Source organism: Facklamia sp. 7083-14-GEN3 (genome assembly GCF_024742075.1).
Classification (GTDB): domain Bacteria; phylum Bacillota; class Bacilli; order Lactobacillales; family Aerococcaceae; genus Facklamia.
On sequence record NZ_JANSGD010000002.1, the window covers coordinates 260,056 to 279,989 of the forward strand.

14 protein-coding genes are annotated in these 19,934 nt (G+C 36.3%); 2 read left to right on the forward strand and 12 right to left on the reverse strand.

What is annotated here, in order from left to right; genetic code table 11:
* Positions 1-28: 28 nt before the first annotated feature.
* Both NW240_RS05850 and uvrC read left to right on the forward strand, forming a co-directional pair.
* Complete coding sequence (locus NW240_RS05850) at positions 29-352, forward strand: hypothetical protein (protein ID WP_258436569.1); 324 nt, start codon at positions 29-31, stop codon at positions 350-352.
* Between the two features lie 15 nt (positions 353-367).
* On the forward strand, positions 368-2,182 hold the full coding sequence (uvrC, locus tag NW240_RS05855; protein ID WP_258436570.1) for an excinuclease ABC subunit UvrC: 1,815 nt from the start codon (positions 368-370) through the stop codon (positions 2,180-2,182).
* A 69-nt stretch (positions 2,183-2,251) separates the two neighbouring features.
* Here uvrC and NW240_RS05860 read toward each other — a convergent pair whose 3' ends face one another.
* The 12 genes from NW240_RS05860 to NW240_RS05915 all read right to left on the reverse strand — a co-directional run bounded on the left by NW240_RS05860 (position 2,252) and on the right by NW240_RS05915 (position 19,928).
* Complete coding sequence (locus NW240_RS05860) at positions 2,252-3,139, reverse strand: YitT family protein (RefSeq protein ID WP_258436572.1); 888 nt, start codon at positions 3,137-3,139, stop codon at positions 2,252-2,254.
* Between the two features lie 111 nt (positions 3,140-3,250).
* Positions 3,251-4,681 carry an Asp-tRNA(Asn)/Glu-tRNA(Gln) amidotransferase subunit GatB gene (gene gatB / locus NW240_RS05865; protein WP_258436573.1) on the reverse strand — a complete coding sequence of 477 codons (1,431 nt, stop codon included), beginning with the start codon at positions 4,679-4,681 and terminating at the stop codon, positions 3,251-3,253.
* 10 nt (positions 4,682-4,691) lie between these two features.
* The gene (gene gatA, locus NW240_RS05870) at positions 4,692-6,158 is read right to left on the reverse strand and encodes an Asp-tRNA(Asn)/Glu-tRNA(Gln) amidotransferase subunit GatA (protein WP_258436574.1); all 1,467 of its coding nucleotides are present in this window, start codon (positions 6,156-6,158) and stop codon (positions 4,692-4,694) included.
* A gap of 1 nt (position 6,159) precedes the next feature.
* Positions 6,160-6,459 carry an Asp-tRNA(Asn)/Glu-tRNA(Gln) amidotransferase subunit GatC gene (gene gatC / locus NW240_RS05875; protein ID WP_258436575.1) on the reverse strand — a complete coding sequence of 100 codons (300 nt, stop codon included), beginning with the start codon at positions 6,457-6,459 and terminating at the stop codon, positions 6,160-6,162.
* Positions 6,460-6,475: 16 nt separating this feature from the next.
* Positions 6,476-7,663, reverse strand: a complete 1,188-nt coding sequence (locus tag NW240_RS05880) for a CamS family sex pheromone protein (protein WP_258436577.1) — start codon at positions 7,661-7,663, stop codon at positions 6,476-6,478.
* A 97-nt stretch (positions 7,664-7,760) separates the two neighbouring features.
* Entirely contained in the window at positions 7,761-9,791 is a 2,031-nt protein-coding gene (ligA, locus tag NW240_RS05885) for an NAD-dependent DNA ligase LigA (RefSeq protein ID WP_258436578.1), read from the reverse strand.
* Between the two features lie 10 nt (positions 9,792-9,801).
* The gene (locus NW240_RS05890; protein ID WP_258436579.1) at positions 9,802-12,183 is read right to left on the reverse strand and encodes a UvrD-helicase domain-containing protein; all 2,382 of its coding nucleotides are present in this window, start codon (positions 12,181-12,183) and stop codon (positions 9,802-9,804) included.
* A 142-nt stretch (positions 12,184-12,325) separates the two neighbouring features.
* Positions 12,326-13,462 (reverse strand): ATP-grasp domain-containing protein, encoded by a 1,137-nt coding sequence (locus NW240_RS05895; protein WP_258436580.1) that lies wholly within the window; start codon positions 13,460-13,462, stop codon positions 12,326-12,328.
* Positions 13,463-13,489: 27 nt separating this feature from the next.
* A complete protein-coding gene (locus NW240_RS05900; protein ID WP_258436604.1) occupies positions 13,490-14,185 on the reverse strand; it encodes a glycoside hydrolase family 73 protein in 696 nt (231 codons plus the stop codon).
* A 23-nt stretch (positions 14,186-14,208) separates the two neighbouring features.
* Positions 14,209-14,730, reverse strand: a complete 522-nt coding sequence (locus tag NW240_RS05905) for a hypothetical protein (RefSeq protein WP_258436581.1) — start codon at positions 14,728-14,730, stop codon at positions 14,209-14,211.
* A gap of 130 nt (positions 14,731-14,860) precedes the next feature.
* The gene (locus NW240_RS05910; RefSeq protein ID WP_258436582.1) at positions 14,861-16,921 is read right to left on the reverse strand and encodes a class A beta-lactamase-related serine hydrolase; all 2,061 of its coding nucleotides are present in this window, start codon (positions 16,919-16,921) and stop codon (positions 14,861-14,863) included.
* A gap of 94 nt (positions 16,922-17,015) precedes the next feature.
* Positions 17,016-19,928: an FtsX-like permease family protein gene (locus tag NW240_RS05915; RefSeq protein ID WP_258436583.1), complete on the reverse strand. Its 2,913-nt coding sequence runs from the start codon at positions 19,926-19,928 to the stop codon at positions 17,016-17,018.
* Positions 19,929-19,934: the final 6 nt, after the last annotated feature.

Sequence of the window (19,934 nt, forward strand, 5' to 3'; positions counted from 1 at the left end):
TATATAAGTGAATTTAAGGAGCATGCAAATGGCTGATAAGTTTCAATATAAAGGAATCGTCATTTATCAAAAAATAATTAAGGCCAGTGATCCCACATTGGTCTTATTTAAATTAAAACTAATTAAACATCCGTTAAATCCTATTGAGCTAATTAATCAAGAATTTACTGCTTTGATTGCTCGAAAATCTTTAACTTTTATGTATGAGGTTATGCTGGGGGATCAGATTCTTATCTACGGACACTTTAATAATAAAAAGCAATTTATTACTGAGAAATATCTGATTGAAAAAAGAGTCCCCCGCTCTTATGAAAGAACAATTCGACAACTACCTAATCAGAAAAAAGGCTAGAAAGGAGGCTAATGTATGACGAAAGAAAGTCCTGAAGAAATTCGACACAATATTGAACAGAGACTCCCTTTATTACCTGATTTGCCTGGATGCTACTTAATGAAAGATGTCAATGATAAAATCATATACGTAGGTAAAGCTAAAAACTTAAAAAACCGCGTTCGATCTTATTTCAGGGGAGCACATGATAGTAAAACAACTAAATTGGTTTCTGAAATTCATCATTTCGAAACAATTGTAACGAATTCAAACAAAGAAGCGTTGATTCTCGAAATAAACTTGATCCAACAATATAAGCCTCAATATAATATAAAACTTAAAGACGGCAGTATGTATCCATACTTAAAAATAACGAATGAAAAAGACCCCCAATTAATTATAACTAATCAAGTTCTTAAAGATGGTGGCCATTATTTCGGACCTTTCCCAAACGTACAAGCCGCTACCGCCACTCAACAATTATTACAAAAAATTTATCCTCTAAGACGTTGTGGTAAAAATGAAAAACGCGCCTGCTTTTACTATCACCTAGGACAGTGTATCGGTTGCTGCGACCATCCCATTTCCAAAGAGACCTATCAGAAACAAATTAATCGCATCAAACGTTTCTTTAATGGTGAGGTCGGCCCCATTAAGAATGATTTGAAGCGTAAGATGTCTGAAGCGGCTGATAAACTAGATTTCGAACAAGCTGCTGATTTACGCGATCAGATTGAATATATCGAGACAACCGTTGAAAGACAAGCTATTATGAGCCAAGAGTATGATAATATGGATGTCTTCAATTTCTATTATGATAAGGGATGGATATCTATACAAACCTTTATGTTAAGACAAGGTTCCATTCTTAAACGTAAAGCTGCTCTTTTTCCTAGTTATGGTGAAAAAGAACCAGACAATGAACTAACCACTTATATTGCTCGCTTCTATAAGGAGCAATATAATGTTATACCAAAAGCTATCTTAGTCCCTGCCACTGTTGATCAAGAGGTTCTAGAAGAGGTTTTCGAAATTCCTGTTCAAACACCTCTTAGAGGAAAGAAGAAGTCCATGCTCGATTTATGTGAAAAAAATGCTAAGTTAGCTTTGGATGAAAAATTCCGATTAATTGAAGCTAGCAAGCTTAAAACGCTGGGAGCCATCGAAGAGTTAGCAGAGGCTCTTAAAGTTGAGCAAGTTAATCATATTGAAGCATTTGACCACTCCCATATTCAAGGAGTTCATACGGTCTCAGGTATGGTTGTCTATCAAGAAGGTAAACCTGACCGCAAAAATTACCGGAAATTTAAAATTAAGAGTGGTGATGGGGCTAATGAATTTGCTCATTCTCAAGAAGTTATCCGACGAAGATACACCCGCTTACTCAGAGAAGATAAACCATTACCTGATTTGATTTTAATGGATGGTGGGATTATACAAGTAAGAGCCGCTAGAGACGTCTTGGAAAATGAGTTAGGTTTGTCTATCCCTATAGCCGGTATGGTTAAAAACGATAAACACAAGACCGCCTCTTTATTAGATGGATACACTGAAAAGATAGTGGAGCTTGATCCTCGTTCCCAGGCCTTTCATTTTATTCAAAGAGTACAAGAAGAAGTTCATCGTTATGCCATTTCTTATCACCGAAAAGTACGGTCTAAGAGTCAAGTTGCTTCTATTTTGGATACTATACCAGGAGTTGGCCCAGCTACACGCTCTAAACTTTTAAAACACTTTAAATCATTACAAAAAATTAAACAATCTGATGTCGATACTCTGCGTAGATTGGGCATTTCCCGTCCGGTCTCAAAACGAATTCTCGAATTTCTTAATGATTCTAATAACTTATAATAAAAAACCTTGCATGATTAAATCGTGCAAGGTTTTTATTATTATTTTTAAGAAATAGAAAGTATTATGTTAGCCATTGGTATTTAGAATACTTTCGTCAGTCTCTAAAGTCATTTCTTCAGGTTCGCGTAAGAAGGTAAAGCCTTCACCATCTACTTGTTGAACATCATTAACCGCAATAAATGCTTTAGGGTCAATATTATGAACAATCTTTTTAACTGCCATTAGCTGACGATTGGAAACAACCACATATAGAATTTGTCGTTGAGCCTTGGAATAAAAGCCATAACCTGAGAAGATAGTAACCCCACGCTTAACTTTATCCATAATTTCATTACCAATTTCTTCGTGTTTTTCTGAAATAACAAACAGTGCGTTTTTAGGATTGTAACCTGTAACCCAGAAGTTTAAAATTCGGCTATATAAAAGAATTCCAACAATTGAAATAGCTCCCTTCTCTAGACCAATCGCAAAGAATAATAGAGAAATAATCACTCCGTCAAATATTAGTAAAGCATTTGAGACACTAATTCCAGCATATTTATTCAAAATCAAAGCAAGAATATCTGTTCCTCCGGTCGATCCGCCTCCACGAATCACGATTCCCAAGCCTGTTCCCATAATTACTCCCGATACTAATGGTGCTACTAATTGGTTATCTGGAATAAAGGGAGTAGGCTGAACAACTTTTAAAAAGAATGAAAGTGCTGCAATTGACAAAAGCGTATAAATAATCGTCATTTTACTCAATAATTTCCAACCAATAATTAAAATAATCACGTTTAATACGAAGGCTGTCTTAGGTATATCAAAGTTTAGAGTATAGTGAAGAAAAAGGGTAAAACCAGTAACTCCACCATCTCCCAACTCATTCGGTAAAGATACTAAGTTGATGGCTAATGCGACTAAGAATGTTCCGACGATTGTCATTAATAATGATGATATGATATTTTTCATTTTTACACTTCCTATCTTCTTTTATATATGGCTTTCCTTATAGTTATCTAACTCCAATAAAAAACGACACAAATGGCGGTTTTCATTTGTGTCGTTTATGTTTCCTTATAGCTACATTGTTTGTAATTTTTCAAGGATTAATTCATTCACGACTTGAGGGTTTGCTTGACCTTTAGTTTTCTTCATGACTTGACCTACAAAGAATCCTACGGCCCGATCTTTTCCATTCTTATAATCCTCGACTGATTGTGGGTTATTTTCAACAATCTCATCAATCAACGGTTTCAATTGGGCTGGATCCGAAAGTTGGGCCATTCCTTTGGCTTCAACAATTTCTTTAGCGTTGCCACCTTCTTGAGCTAATATTTTGAAGAGTTTTTTGGCAATTTTAGAAGAAATTGTTCCTTTATCAATTAGCTGGATCATTTCTGCTAAATTCTTAGGGGTTAATCCTGTTTGAGAAAGTTCAACCTGTTGTGCATTTAGATAAGCAGATACTTCACCCATTAACCAGTTCGATGCTTGTTTGGCATCTGCACCTTCTTGAATGGTTTCTTCAAAGAAATCTGACATTTCCTTTTGAAGTGTTAAGACCATGGCATCGTATTCCGGAAGCTGATAATTCTCAATGTACTTTTTACGACGCACTTCTGGCATTTCTGGCATCGATTGCTGGACTTGATCAATCCACTCTTGAGCAATAGTTACCGGTGGTAAGTCTGGTTCAGGAAAGTAGCGGTAATCTGCCGCTCCCTCTTTCGTACGCATTAGAATTGTTTGTCCTGTTTTCTCGTCATAACGACGTGTTTCTTGACGAATGACATCCCCAGATCTTAAAATGTTTTCCTGACGTTTTTCTTCAAACTCTAAACCTTTACGTACAAAACTGAATGAATTTAAGTTCTTGATTTCAGTTTTTGTTCCAAAAGTTTCTTGTCCAAATGGACGAATTGAAATATTACCATCACAGCGTAAAGAACCTTCTTCCATCTTGACATCTGAAACTCCGGTATACATAATTCGCTCCCGTAAAGCTTCTAGAAAGGCATGAGCCTCTTTAGGAGACCGAATATCTGCTTCAGTGACGATTTCAATTAGCGGCGTCCCTTGACGGTTCAAGTCAACATATGAATACCCGTCCACACCATGTGTGTTTTTTCCTGCATCTTCTTCCAAATGAACACGTTCAATACGAATCCGACGCTTCTTGCCTTCTACTTCAATATCCAAGTAACCATTGGCCCCGACCGGTTGATCTAATTGAGAAATCTGATAAGCAGACGGATTATCTGGATAAAAATAATTTTTACGATCAAACTTCATCTGTTTAGCGACCTGACAATTTAAAGCTAAGGAAGCTTTCATTCCGTATTCTATTGCTTGACGATTCATAGTCGGTAATGCTCCAGGATAACCCCAATCTTTCTCATTGGTATTGGCATTTGGATCCACGCCGAAGCCAACAGGTGAGGAAGAAAAGATTTTAGATTGCGTTTTTAATTCCACATGGACTTCAAGTCCGATTACTGTTTCAAAATTCATCTAGATCCTCCTATAATTTAGGTGCTTGATTAACAAAGTCATGGCCTTGCTCAAAATCATAGGCCATTTGGTAAAGTAAGGCTTCGCTATCCACTGGACCAGTGAGTGCCATTCCAATTGGCAATCCCTTGCTGTCAAACCCAGCAGGTACTGATAGACTCGGTATTCCAGCCAAATTAACCGGAATTGTTAATAGATCGGCCACGTACATTTTGAGCGGATCTGAAATACGTTCACCAATTTTGTAAGCTGTCGAATTAGTGACCGGTCCCATAATAAGATCAAATTGATCAAACACTTCTTTAAAGTCTTGAATAATTAATGAGCGTACCTGCGCTGCTTTCTTAAAGAATTTATCATAGGCGCCAGAGCTTAAAGAATAGGTTCCTACCATTAAACGTCTTTTGACTTCGGGACCGAATCCTTCAGAGCGAGATTTTATGTAAATTTCTTCTAAATTTTCTGCCTCTTTTGAACGATAACCATAGCGGATACCGTCGTAACGCTGTAAATTAGATGAAGCTTCCGCAGATGCTAGTATGTAATAAACATTTATCCCATACTCTGAATGAGGAAGAGAGACTTCTTCAACAATTGCACCTTTACTTGTAAAATAATCCGCAGCTTTTTGCATTGCCCGCCGAACATCCGCATCAATAACCTCTGATTGATACTCTTTAGGGAAAGCTATTCGCTTACCTTCGATGGATTGCCCAATCAAACTGCTAAAATCTAACTCTTTATCAGGCAAGCTAGTCGCATCATTAGGATCATGACCCGCAATCGCTTGTAGTAGTAAAGCATTATCTTCAACCGTTAAAGTCATCGGTCCGACTTGATCAAGGCTAGAAGCAAAAGCAATTACTCCATGACGAGAAACACGGCCATAAGTTGGCTTCATTCCAACAATTCCAGTATATGAGGCAGGTTGACGGATAGATCCACCAGTATCAGTTCCTAGGGCTGCTGGCACCTGTCTAGCGCCTACTGCTGCTGAGGATCCTCCCGAAGAACCTCCTGGGACTCTTTCAAGATTCCAAGGATTTTTACTTGTTTTAAAATAGGAGTTTTCGGTCGAGCCCCCCATCGCGAACTCATCTAAGTTGACTTTACCCACTATAATGGCTCCCGCCTTTTTTAATTGTTTGATAACAAAAGCATCATAAGTTGGCACAAAGTCTTCAAGCATTTTACTAGCTGCTGTTGTTTTAAAACCAGCCGTTAAAATGTTATCTTTGATTGCTATAGGAATACCTTGGAGTATTTTTGAATCATTATTCGAATAACCTTCTTCATCTGCGACTTTAGCTAATTCAAAGGCTGACACTTTGAAGTCTTCATAATTTAAAAATGATTGAACGGAGTTCTCCAATGTTTCAATTTGCTGATAGGTATGTTCAAGCAATTCGACTGCTGTAAAAGCTCCTGATTTTAATCCTTTTTTCATATCTGTAATGGTTGTTGGAAATTTTTTCATCTTAAGCTCCTTTTTCATCTTCAATAATCACTGGTACTTGAATATAGCCATCTTTAGCTGTTGGCGCATTATTCACTAAGGCTTGATAAGACGTATTAGAGACCGCGATATCTTCACGGTAAACATTCTTTAGTTGGTTACCGTGGTAAGTCGGTTCAATACCTTCCGTATCCACTTCTTGTAAATGCTCGACCATTTCAATAATTTCTTGGATATTTGGAGCAAATTGGTCCAATTCTTCTTCGCTAAAACTTAACTTCGCTAAATTTGCAACATGCGTGATTTCTTCGCGTGTAATCATTATTATTCCCCTCTTCTTATTGTCTAAATATATGTGATTGGTACTCGGTTTCTCCCGCATTTCTACCTATATAAGCTTCTGTATCCGAATTAGAAACGATTTTGATTTCAATTTCTATATTCTCAGGTAGTGTTCTTTGAGCAGTGTCGAGTACATGTTGACTTAAAGCAGTAATTTCAGTTATTTGATAAAATTGTGTGACTATTTCAATATCTAATGTCTTTAACTGATCGTCTTCATATAATACTTGGCCAGAGATACCATTCAAATTGGGGAAAAACTCACGAATTCCCTTAGTAAAATTATCAAAGTAAGCATATTTTTCTGCTTCTACGCCTGCATCGGTCATTGGTAAAGCAACTCGGTATTCATTAAGCTCTTTCCAATCAGATACAGCATTTCCTTCACGCGAAATACCATCCAACACAAAAGTTCCCCCTACAATCTCATCAGAAGGTGCTTGGCGGTAAATACCTACCAAAATAGGAATGGATCTCAATTCTTCTGTTGCCCTTAGACGCCCCACAATAATATTAGCATAGGCTCTTCCGCGCTCGCGCATTTCTCCCATAGAGATTTCTTCTTCGTAAACAACTCCCTCTGAGTCAGTATATTCATAACGCGAGTTCATTGATAAACCGAGAACAATACCAGCTAGCTGGTAACCATCTTCTGTTTCAACCATAATATTTTTTTCTAAAATTTGTGATAAGTAAATGGGGGTAGATTGAACTTGAGTAACAACCTGATCTGGTATACCAGCATTCTCATCAATGATATTACCTTCTGCATCAACCATCACCTCTTGACCATCTTCCAAAACTGAAGTTGCAGTCGCCTCTTCTATAGAAGTCGATTGATTATCAACCGTGGTCTCAGAGTCCGAAGATGTCGTTTCAGGGTCAGTTCCTCCACTATCTATAGGGATAGAAGGGTTTAATCCTTCAGGATTATCAGCATCTTCTCTTCCTACCCAAGAAGTTAACGTATCACTATCAATTAATTGCCCCTCTTGTAAAAAGTACTGATCGGTAGGAAATACCTCTCGTGATAAACGTAATAAACCATCTTCGAAAGCAAAAGCATTGCCTGTTGAAGACAAGGTGTAATCTGAACTTGCTGAAGGTCCGAGTTGATACTTGCCATCGGTAATAACAGCACGGTAGTTTTGATTTGCTAATTGATTAGAGGTTGATTTAGCCATAACCTTCTCAGGAGCTAGATCTACTTCTCCTTTATTTACCTCTAGATTATTTAAGCAACCTGACAATAAAGTAAGACAGGTTAGCAATGTCATAAATTTATATTTGTTTTGCATTATTAATACCACTTTCTGCTAATTTTTCTAGAAATGTTGGTTCATCTATAATTGAAACACCTAAACTCTGAGCTTTTGCTAATTTACTGCCGGCATCTGCTCCAGCAATCAATATATCAGTTTTTTTGGAAACTGATCCGGTTACATTAGCTCCTAAGTTTTGTAAAATTTGCTTTGCTTCATTACGCGTATAAGCATCCATACTACCAGTTAGAACAATCGTCTTCCCTTTAAATTCATTGGACTGTTGATTGCCAATCGCTGTTGTTTGAAAATCGGTTTTGACACCTATTTTTTGGAAACAATCGATTAACTGTAGTGAAGACTCTTGTTGAAAATAATGAACCAGTGATTGAGAGATGATCTCACCTATGCCATCAATTTGACTGACTTGTTCTGCCTCTGCAGTCATCACTGTTTCTATTGTACCAAATTCTTCAGCAATTAGGCGAGAAGCTTTTGCACCGACATGACGAATTCCTAAAGCAAATAGTAAACGATCTAATCCTCTGTCTTTCGATTCATTAATCGCTCGGATTAAATTATTAGCTGATTTTTCTTTGATTTTATCTAGTTTTAAAAGGTCTTCTTGCTTTAGATAGTAAAGATCAGCTGGATTTTCAATTAAATGATGGTCCAACAATTGTTCAACAATTTTTTCGCCGAGACCATCAATATTCATAGCTAATCGGGAAACAAAATGAGTAATTTGAGCCAGCCTTTGTGCGGGGCAATTAGGATTAACGCACCTTAAAGCCACCTCATCTTTGATTTTAACTAACTCTTCTTTGCATTGTGGACATTCGGTAGGAATAGCTACCGGTCGACTGTTAGGCTTTCTATTAGTTAAATTAACCTTTATTATTTCAGGAATGATATCTCCTGCCTTATGGATAACGACTTGATCACCCATGTGTAAATCAAGTTTTTCAATCAGGTCTACATTATGAAGACTTGCACGTTGAACAGTCGTTCCTGCCAGTTGAACGGCCTCCATAATAGCGGTAGGGGTAACAACCCCAGTTCTGCCCACCGTCCACTCTACATTAAGTAAAGTTGTTTGAGCAACTTCTGCTGGAAACTTATAGGCAATAGCCCAACGCGGTGCTTTAACAGTATGACCTAATTTTTCTTGTTGTTCGAATTTATTCACTTTAATAACGACTCCATCAATCTCATAAGGTAATTCATGTCTTTTTTGACCAACTGTTTGAATAAACTCCCACACCTCATCAAAGTCATGACATTCTTTTCTAAAGGGATTTGTTCTTAAGCCAACAGCCTCCATTTCTTCTAAGAGGTCTTTTTGAGAATTCCCCTCTATATCCGATTGACTGGAGCTATTATACATAAAAATATTTAGTTGTCTCTCAGCTGCCTTTGCGGGATCAATCTGCCGAAGAGCGCCCGCTGCCGCATTACGAGGATTAGCCAATGGACTCTCTCCTAATTCATCCCTTTGCTCGTTTAATTTTAAAAAGACCTCTTTAGGCATGTACGCTTCTCCACGAAACTCTCCTGAAATAGGCTTTCTCAGTCGTAATGGCAAGGAGGGGATTGTTCGAAGGTTCTGAGTAATATCTTCTCCTGTTTGACCATTACCTCGTGTCGCTCCTCGAACAAATATTCCGTCTTCATAAGTTAAGGCAATAGCAAGTCCATCAATTTTACACTCACAAATAAAAGAATACTGAGGACCAACCCCTTCTTCAACTTTTTTAATAAAAGCTTGGATATCTGCCTCATTAAAAGCATTACTTAAAGAGTACATGGCTTGAGCATGATTGACTTTTTGAAAACCTTCTAGCAGTTGGTCGCCCACTCTTTGACTAGGTGAGTCCAAACTGACCCAATCCGGATGTTTAGCTTCAAGCGCAAGCAATTCTTGATACAACTTATCATACTCTGCATCTGTAATTAATGACTGATCCAATACATAGTAATAGTAAGCATAGTTATTTAATTTTTCTTTTAAGGTATCTAAACGTTGTCTTTCTTTTTGCTGATTAGACATCAGGATCCTCCTATTCTGATAGCTTAGTAATTGGAGCAAATGCTGCCATTAACTGTTTGATCCCTTGTTCTGGAAAAGCTACTTTTAAAATTTGATCACTAGCCGACTTGTCAACTTTCACAATCGTCCCTTGGCCCCAAGCTTTATGATCCACTTTGTCTCCCACTTGCCAATTAATCATTTCTTGATTATTGACAGTTGAAGATCCTTGGACAGCTCGCTTCTTCTTAACGGGAGCCGAACGAGGACTTAACTTAACTCTATTGGCTTGGGTTTTTCCACGATCATTTGCAGTGAATCTTTTGACTCTTCCTGGAAGTCCAATACGTTCAAGTAAATCTGGTTCAACCTCATCTATAAATCGACTGACTAAGTTTTGTTGATAACGTCCGTATAGTAGGCGATTGGATGCTGCTGTTAAATATAATATTTCTTCAGCGCGTGTCATTCCTACATAAGCTAATCTTCTTTCTTCTTCTAAATCTTCTTCATTATCAAAAGAACGATAGGATGGGAAAATCCCTTCTTCCATTCCTACAATAAAGACAACCGGAAATTCTAAGCCCTTGGCTGCATGCAGGGTCATCAAAGTGATACCCATTTGTTCATCCTCTTCTTGGTTATCACTAACTAAAGACAATTCTGTAAGGAATTGAGTCAATAGATCTGTTGGTTGATTAATATTGTTTTCACTTTTATCTTCTGTCTCGAATAAATCTAAGGCTAGGTTTGACCCTGGAATTTCTTCAATCTTTTGAGATTCAATAGTGGTTTGATCTTGATCTTGAAAATCAGGATCACTTTCTAACAGCAAACTATGGTCCTCTTGGTCAAACAGTTTAGTTACCGAAGCAAACTCTTCTAAGTTTTCCAAGCGGGCTTGACTTTCAAGAGTGCCCTCTTCAATTAAAGCCTGAGTATAGTTAGAAAGCTGCCAAACTTGTTCTACTAGTTCACTCATAGAGAGATATTTTGCTTGTTCTTGAAGATTTTTAATCATTTTAGCAAACGATTGTAATTTCATTTGAACCGCTTTAGATAATTGAGACTGATCTAAATAATCGATCGCCATAAACCAGGGTAACTGAATCTGAGCAGCGAAATTTGCTAACCGTTCGATAGTGGTATTTCCAATTCCACGTTTAGGAACATTTACAATACGATTAAAACTAAGGTTGTCAGCGGGGTTATTAATTAACCTTAAATACGCCAAGGTGTCTTGGATTTCTTTACGAGCATAGAACTTCAAGCCCCCGATAATTTTATAAGGCAAATTGGCTTTTAACAGTTGGTCCTCTAAAGAGCGTGACTGAGCTTGTGTCCGATAAAGAATCGCAAAATCATCATTTTTTAAATTAAAACGATCTTTAAGCTCAATAATTTCTTGAATAACAAAACGCGCCTCTTCTGAATCGTTGTCTGAATGATAAAATTTAATCTTACTTCCCTTGTCCTTATTGGACCATAATTTCTTAACTTTACGATTTTGATTATTTTTTATCACACTATTAGCTGCAGCTAAAATATTTTGGCTAGACCGGTAGTTTTGCTCTAATAGAATCGTTTTAGCTTGAGGAAAATCAGATTCAAAATTTAAAATATTTTCCATATTTGCGCCGCGCCATCCATAAATAGACTGATCAGCATCTCCTACTACACAAATATTATTAATGATTCCTGTTAACAATCGGATGAGTTGATACTGAGTATTATTGGTATCTTGGTACTCATCCACATGAATATATTGAAACTTATGCTGATAAAAGTGACGGACATCATCATATTCTTCTAGCAATTTAACAGTATTAAGAATCAAATCATTGAAATCCATGGCATTGGCTTGTTTTAATTTTGTCTGATAAAGCTGATAGACTTTTGCATGAATTTCTTCAATAAAATTACTGGCATTTTGTAAACTATGCGCTGGGCTTTTGCCTTCATTTTTTGTTTGTTCAATTTGCCAGAGAAGATTCTTATCTTTAAATTGTTTACTATCTAAATTTAATTCTTTTAACACTTGACGCATCAATGTTAACTGTTCAGATTGGTCTACGATTGAAAAATTTCGTTGATAACCAAGTTTTTCGCCTTCTCTTCTAAGTATTCTCACACACATTGCATGGAAAGTTGAGACCCATATAGAGTCTGCATCTGGGCCGACTAAGTTTCTTATCCGCTCTTTCATTTCATTTGCGGCTTTATTGGTAAAAGTAATAGCCAATATATTCCAAGGGTTTACTCTTTCTTCCTTAACAAGATAAGCGATTCGGTGAGTAAGAACCCGTGTTTTACCCGAACCAGCCCCAGCAGCAATTAACAGCGGTCCCTGAGTGGTTAACACAGCTTCCTTTTGCTTATTATTCAATTGATCAATACTTTCTAATAAATTCATATTCTCACTCCATTTCACCAACGCTTCCAATATTTGATATTATATCAAAAATAAAGCCAATCTCCTATGTCCATTAAAGCCACAGTCAACTCTTCAGAAAAATAAAAAAAGAAGCCAAGGTTATCCCTTGAGCTTCTTTTTTTTATTTAATTTTATATAATCCGGTCATTTCGATTTGACGATTGCAGGACATTAAACTATCTCCCGTTATAATGACTTGTCCTTCCAAATGATTATGTAATTGACCAGGTACATTAACTAGGGCAAACCCCCAATCTGTTCGAGACATGTATTGTGTCATCACATTGTCTATGTTTAAGTGTTGTAAAGGAATGGCTATGGCAGCGGCTGAGGTTACTTTTAATGTAGGCAAAGGTAAACCCGACAATGCGCGCATACACGCTTCAAATTGTGAAATGGACATCGAACCGATAGTAAAAGTCGCTGCTTGCGATAAACCAATTGAAGCTTGATTAATATAAATAACACCAGAAGATGTGATAAAGAACTCTAATGTCAGTGCTCCGATTAATGTAAGTGATTCAGCAATTAATTTGCCTAACCGATTGATTTCATTAGAAAGTTCGTCATCAATGCGCGCAGGATATCTTACTTGCGTACCGATAATAACTCCTTTATCCACTAATTCAAAAGGAGGATATAACAACAATTCTCCTCGCTCATTTCTAACAACAGTCAAAGAAACTCTCTTCTCAACTGGAATCCAAGCCTCAAGAATACAGGTTGCTTGTTCAACTTTCTTCTCTGCTAATGGTAAATCTTCCTCATTAAATAGAAGGATGTGGTCCTTGGCTTGATTCAAATGTCTTTGGCCGGATTTAAGAACACAAGGATAGCCTATATACTCTATCGCTTCTTTAATATCTTCTATGGAAGTGACCATTGAAAAAGGAGCTACCAGGCTTTTAGTGGAATCCAAATAAACTTTTTCAATCAAACGGTCTGTTGTAATTGCGACTAAATCTTCTGATAAAGCCAAGTCAGTATATTCTTCTAATAATTTATAGTGCCGGTTTGATAAAATACCCGGCTCAACATATATCATATCCACTAAGCTTGCGAATTCGATTAAACTTTCGTCTTGATAATTGTCATCGACCATCTGCCAATAAGCAAATTGTTTCACAGGATTTTCATCATGACTTACCATACTTGCGACACGAAAACCTAACCTACCTGCCTCTTGAGCTAGCAAAGCTGTTGTTAGTGACTCTCCAATAACACCTATCATACTCCCAGGTTGATGCCTTTGAACCATCTTATCCCTCCCATCATACTATTATTTTTATGGCTGATCATATTGATCTAATTGCCACTCTTCAATCATATTGATTAATTTTTCTCCATAGCTCGGATCAGTTGCATAGCCTGAATCTTGCAATGCCTGAGCTTGTGATTTGAAATCCTGGGCTTGTAATACAGCCTGGTATTGGTTTGGATCCCAAGAAGTTCCATTTATCATTAATAGCGCATGCTCACGCATTGAAGCTTGTCTAGAAGGATACACTTTAAAATAATCCTTAATTTCAACCCACTCGCCATCAAAAAACTCCATTGTTGGATAGAGGGCAGAATTTGGATCGTCAGCACTTGTTTTTACACCATATAGATTATTATGCTGACTAGCTAATTGGCTTCTACCGAAGTCCGATTCTAAAACTGCTTGAGCTAATGACACAGAAGCATAAACGCCAAACTCTCTTTGCAAAGCTTGAGCAGTTGGGACCAAATCCGCTATAAATTGCTCTTTCTGTAAGCTATCTGATTGAGTGATTTCATTCTGATAAATATTAGGAGCAGGCTGCGACATCCAACGAAAGAACAAAACGAACAGCAAACTAATAAAGGTAATGATAAAGAAACTTAAACAACCTAATCGTTTAAAGAAAGCTTCTTGCCATTTTTTGAATTGTTTAAGTTTTTTGTTTTTTTTGAAGTTTTTTTTTCTGGGTCTAGTAGCTTTTTTGCGTTTTCTTTGCACCAAATAGCTTCACCACTCTATTTTTATTCTTCTCCAGTATCTCTCACTTTATCACTTTGAGCATCAAACCATTGTAGGAGTTTTACTTCATCGGTCTCTAATTGTTGTCTCAATACTCCAGGTAGACGAATTTCTATAATATCATTGTATCCCCAAAATTGATAATCAGCAATTAATTGCAAGATCATTGTGTTCTGTTGGTTTTCTAAATTTTCACTCTGATGCCATTCTAGACGTACCATACCATGGTTCACCCAAGTCTTAGCAATTTGATATTTAAGATAAAGGTATTCTCCAACAGGATTGGCTGAGACTTCTGGAATTATTTCAGCATTTCGCACAACTTTTTGAACAAGCATCCACTCATAATCAGTAAATAAAGTAGATATAATTTGGATATTTTCAAACTTTAGACCTTGTTCGCCTTTTTTCCATCGGTCCCAAGATTGAGGACTAATACCTAATTTTTCCGCATAAAAAGCTTTTTCTGTTTGAAATTTCTCTTTAATAGCATGAATAACAATTTGTATCAGTGTAGGACTCATGTAAATTCCTCCCTTTTTCTCTATTATACACTTAAAAAGTGATGTGAAAAAGTAGAAATCTTTTTAAAAATAGAAAGACCTCATTCAAGAAGTCTTTCCATCTCTCAAATTATTCTAATTTAACTTCTCGTTAACGATAAAACCAAGCGCCATTTTCATCTTGATACCAAGTCCCCTTACGATAGCCATCATCAAACAAATAATAATTTTCTGTTTGTTTACCTTCATATAGATTATCTGTTGGTTCTACAACTGTTTCAACTGAAGTCGCTGATGGATCATATGCTGGCGGGCTTGTTATTACTTGTGTTGTCTGAACTGGTTCTTGTGTATTCTCAATAGAAGTTTCATTTTCTACGGGCTCATTACCTTCTTGATTGGATAGATATTGTGTGAGAATATCGTTAATTGTTTGGCTCATCCTAGCATTCATATCATAAGGCTCATTGAAATTTTTAGTAAGCACCACATAAATATAGTCTTCTCCAACAGTTTGAGCAATCCCCGCTATATGTTGAAGTTGTGGATTTTCCTCCGTAGTTAATAATTCATAACGTTGAGTCACATTAGCGTTATAATTAGGGAATTTATCTGTCAATGGTGATAAAGTTACCGATTCTTTTAATAAAGCATCGTATTCTTCATCAATTAATTCATTTTTAGCTAATTTAACAAGCAGATTAGCTAAGTCCGTTACGTCAGTTACTGCACCAGTTATATAACTATCTTCTTCGATAGCTAATGGGGCATTCATACGAGTAGCAAAATAACCGGATTCTTTTAACCAGTAATTAAAGCGATTAACTCCATCGGCAAGCTGAACTAAATGATTCATCGCGGAAGCATCTCCTGATTGAACGGTTAAATCAATCAATTCTTGAACAGTATATGAATCTCTAGCTTGACTTGCCACTTGGCCTGTATCTCCTGAAGCAATTAATTGTGTTTTAACAGGAATTTCTTGTCCAAGTGTAATCGTTTCATCTGCTAACAATTCAAAGGTACGCTGTAAAATAAACCAAGCAATTAGACGATCTGCTTCCATGGTTTGATTTTCATAAACAAATGGTGTTTTATCACCCAGCTGTTGAATTTGTAAAGCTACTGTTTCTTGATCAGAAAAGTAATCATTAACTATTCGATTCAGTTCATCAATTCTTTCTGCTTGATCTTGTTTATTAGGAACTTCGTAGGCGATACTTTCTGAAAAGTTCTCTGCACTTATCAGAAGTTTCTGCTGACTTGTATCTTCACCAATAACTGATAAAGCAGGATCATTAAAGGACAATCTAAGTTTTTTTCCTTCTTTAAAAAGAGAAAATTCATCCTCCAGATCCGTTTCAGTCTCATTATATTTGACCTTAAAAGTGAATGTCTCTTGATCTACATCAGAAAGAGACTCAGCAAAATCGAGGTTAATTGAGATCATTGGATAATTTTCGACATCAACTTCAGAATCTTCTATCTGAAAGGCTGTATCTTCAAAAGAAGTCGTTTGATTTTCTTCTGAATTTGAATTGACCTTAGAAGAATTATCTGAGATAGCATTCATAGTTGATTCTCTACTTGTAGTTTCCGTTGAATTTTGAGAATTTTCAAGCTCTTTGGCGGGTTGTTCATTGTTTTGATTAATCGTTGGCTCTAAATAACTCTTAACCATTCCCACTAATTGAGGTCCATAAACAAACATTAAGAAAAAGACTGCCAATAAAATTAACCATTTGAACATACTCCAAAGTACTTTACCAAAACTAGTCTTCTTAGTTTTAGGGACAATATAATCTTCTTCATTATCAGTTGATTCATCAGAAAATGCTGAGCCAGTATATGGATAAGATAAAATTTCGTCCGCTCTTTTTTTAAAAGCTTCATCTGAATCAACTTCTGATTCATTGTCTTTTGACTTTGATTGAAGTGATCGCTCGTAAGCTAATTTAGCCTCTTTTTCTGCTTCTGCTAACTCTTTCTCAAGAGATCTTCTAACCGGAACATGCTGTCTATTTTCTCCTAAATTTTGAGAGTGTTTCATTTCAGTTAGATCATGAGAATTTTTATCAACTGCTTTTGAATCATTTTGTCTTCTCTTATTTAATGAACTTTGTTCTTTTTTATCTGCTTGATTAAATTTATAACCGCAGTATGCACACTGAGTCTTACTACGGACATTCCGTCCACAATTTGGACACTGCATTTGATTGCCTCCTCTTAAATGGTCGCTCTATAATTGGTTCTTTACTTAAAACATTGTAGCATATTCTTAAAGGGCTTAACAATAAGGGGCTGGATTAATCAAGGCCCTTGAGAGCTTCTACCATATTAATACGTTTAATCTTTTGGTGCATAATCAACATAACAGCACTTGAAAAAATAAATGTGAGAACAAAAGATATCAAGTAGGATGCTATAGTTGCCCTAGGATAAAAGAGCATGGAATTCATTTGCATCTGTTTCATAATGATATGTGTGAGCACACGGCCGGCTATCAAGCCAAAGAAAGAGCCAAATACTGTGATAATAAAGATTTCCTCATAAACATACAAGCTTACTTCCCTAGCATAAAAACCTAACACTTTAATAGTGGCCAATTCTCGATTTCTCTCTTCAATGTTAATATTAGTCAAGTTATATAATACTACAAAAGCCAATCCAGCGGCTGAAACGATTAAAACAATCGTAATGACGTATAAACTATCCATCGTCTTGCTAACGACTTCTTCTATATTTGTCATATTGACAATAGCTTGAACATCTTCATTATCTTGCAACTTATCTTCCAACCGGGTCACTTTAGCATTAGCCTCATATTTTAGTAAAAAAGCATTAATTTGCGCAGGTTTTTCAAAAATCTGATTATAGTCATTTTTTCCCATATAAAGATAATGATTAACATAGTTTTCAGCTGCTCCATTTAAAGGAATGGTGTAGCTTTCATCATCCATTTTAAAGTTAGCTTTAGAACCAGGCTTTAAATTAAATAACTCAGCTAATCGTTCTGTATAAAGCGGTCCTGTTTCATCTAAATCTAGCGCTTGAGAACTCTTATCGTCTCCTCGTTCTCTTACAAAAACAAAGTCTTTAAATGATTGCACATCACCTAGCGGAACCATTAAATTAACGTTTTCTTTTTCATTCTCGTTTTCTATTTCTAAGGATTCAGAATAGATTGGATAAAAAGCTTCGATACCTTCGTATTCTTCTAATTCTTCTTGAAGTTTTTGCGTTTGGTAATGGCCTAAATCTTCATTCAAGACCAAAGTTGCATCATAACGTTGCAATTGCTCAAATTGATTAGAAAGTAAACCTGATATAGTGTCACTAATTCCAAAGCCTGTGAGAATTAACATTGAACAGCCCGCTACACCGATGAAAGTCATAAGGTTTCTTCCTTTATATCTAAAAAGGTTTCTCAAAGTCATTTTTCGATTAAAAGACAATCGACTCCAAAATCCGGTCCAATTTTCAAGTAAAATTTGTTTACCTTGTTTAGGCGGTTCAGGTCGCAACAACTGCGCGGGAGCTTGCTTTAATAATACATAAGGAGTGTATATTGCTGGTATTAGTGTACAAGCTAAAGCAATGGCACCGACAATCATATTCCAAGTTAGGGACCTAGGAATCAAAGTATCAGCCAAATAAAACATGGAATTGTAGGCTTGTAGAATAATTGGTGGGAAAATTCGGTAACCTAAAGTTATTCCTAAGGCTATCCCAATGACTCCTGCCAAACCAGCATAGACCACAAACTTTAAGATGACTTGCCAGCGATTATATCCCATTTGCTGCATGGTGCCCATATAGTTTCTTTGTTCACTTGACATACGTTTAACTGTTGTAAAAACAACTAAAACAGCAATAGCAAAAAAGAAAACCGGGAACAGATTAGAAATAACATTCAATTTTTCAGCATTTTCTTTCAAAGATTTATAAGCTGCATCATCTTGACGTGTCAAGACATGGTAAGTCGGTTCTTTTAAATCAGCTTCCAATTTTTTTAGTTGCTCAAGCGCCAATTGTCCTTCTCTTAATTCTAAATTGTTTTCAGCAATACTATCTGCTATAGCTTTTTGCGAGCGACTCAATTGGTTTTCTCCAAAAAATAACTCGTTGCTGCCCATTAAACTTTGTTCTTGACCCTTCAATAACTCTGTTTGTTGTTCAGGCCCTCCTAAAACTTGGGGATTGTTTGGATCTAAATTACCTTGTAAAGACTGCTGCAATAAATCCGATTCAATTTGGCTAAGTTCTATCTTAGCTTCTTTAAGGTCTTGTTCAGAATCTACCAGTGTCTTTTCGGCTTCGGAAATATTTTTATTTGCCGACTCAAAATCATTGTTAGCTTCTTCTAAATCTGAACTAACCTCATCATATTTAGCTTGAATATCTTTTTTACTGGCTTCCAAGCGCTGATTTGGGCGATTAGCTAACAGATCTTCTAAATGAATTTTTAGTTGGTCAAGCCTTGATTGATAAGCTGGATCGTAAGCTCTCTCTTTATTATTACGTATCCAATAGAACACTTCACTATAGTAATTGGCTTGTATTTGATCTTCTTGAATTAAACCAAAAACAGAATGGTCGAGCCCTCGACTAATTCGTTCATAATAAATTGGTGTTTGGACGAATCCAACAACTTCAAACTCATTTGTTGTTAATTCAATATCTTTTATCGAAAAGATTGAATCTGAATTATCACTATCTATATCGTCTTCACTTACTCGTTTGTTCAAGGTGATTTTCACCTTATCTCCAACTTGAACAGATTCTTTTGAATCAGTATTGATTAAATCAAGGTATTTACTATCCAAGGTAATTTCAGAGGGTTTCTGTGGAAATCTCCCTTCAACTAGTTGGTAATAGCTTTCATCTTTTTCATTGATCCCGAATACTTTGATAGGTTGAGTACTTGGTTCAACCATTCCAATAACTGATTTGATAGGACGTAGCCGAAGTTCTGTTTCATCTTCTAATTCTTCAATTTTTTTTATGTCATTATCATTGATACCTAGAGTAGATAATATACGACCGTCAGGTAAATCATAACTTTCATAATAATCACGTGCAGTTTCTACCATAGCTGGTCCTGTCGCTTTGATTCCAATAAAAAAAGCAACTCCAAGACTAATAATAGCTAATATCGATAAGAATCGCGGGAAACTTTTTAATATCTCACGAAAGATATCTTTAATGATTGATTTCATATTACC

Coding starts and splice junctions, on each gene's coding strand:
- NW240_RS05850 (WP_258436569.1), top strand. CDS start 29: ATGGCTGATAAGTTTCAATATAAAGGAATCGTCATTTATCAAAAAATA.
- uvrC (WP_258436570.1), top strand. CDS start 368: ATGACGAAAGAAAGTCCTGAAGAAATTCGACACAATATTGAACAGAGA.
- NW240_RS05860 (WP_258436572.1), bottom strand. CDS start 3,139: ATGAAAAATATCATATCATCATTATTAATGACAATCGTCGGAACATTC.
- gatB (WP_258436573.1), bottom strand. CDS start 4,681: ATGAATTTTGAAACAGTAATCGGACTTGAAGTCCATGTGGAATTAAAA.
- gatA (WP_258436574.1), bottom strand. CDS start 6,158: ATGAAAAAATTTCCAACAACCATTACAGATATGAAAAAAGGATTAAAA.
- gatC (WP_258436575.1), bottom strand. CDS start 6,459: ATGATTACACGCGAAGAAATCACGCATGTTGCAAATTTAGCGAAGTTA.
- NW240_RS05880 (WP_258436577.1), bottom strand. CDS start 7,663: ATGGCTAAATCAACCTCTAATCAATTAGCAAATCAAAACTACCGTGCT.
- ligA (WP_258436578.1), bottom strand. CDS start 9,791: ATGTCTAATCAGCAAAAAGAAAGACAACGTTTAGATACCTTAAAAGAA.
- NW240_RS05890 (WP_258436579.1), bottom strand. CDS start 12,183: ATGAATTTATTAGAAAGTATTGATCAATTGAATAATAAGCAAAAGGAA.
- NW240_RS05895 (WP_258436580.1), bottom strand. CDS start 13,462: ATGGTTCAAAGGCATCAACCTGGGAGTATGATAGGTGTTATTGGAGAG.
- NW240_RS05905 (WP_258436581.1), bottom strand. CDS start 14,730: ATGAGTCCTACACTGATACAAATTGTTATTCATGCTATTAAAGAGAAA.
- NW240_RS05910 (WP_258436582.1), bottom strand. CDS start 16,921: ATGCAGTGTCCAAATTGTGGACGGAATGTCCGTAGTAAGACTCAGTGT.
- NW240_RS05915 (WP_258436583.1), bottom strand. CDS start 19,928: ATGAAATCAATCATTAAAGATATCTTTCGTGAGATATTAAAAAGTTTC.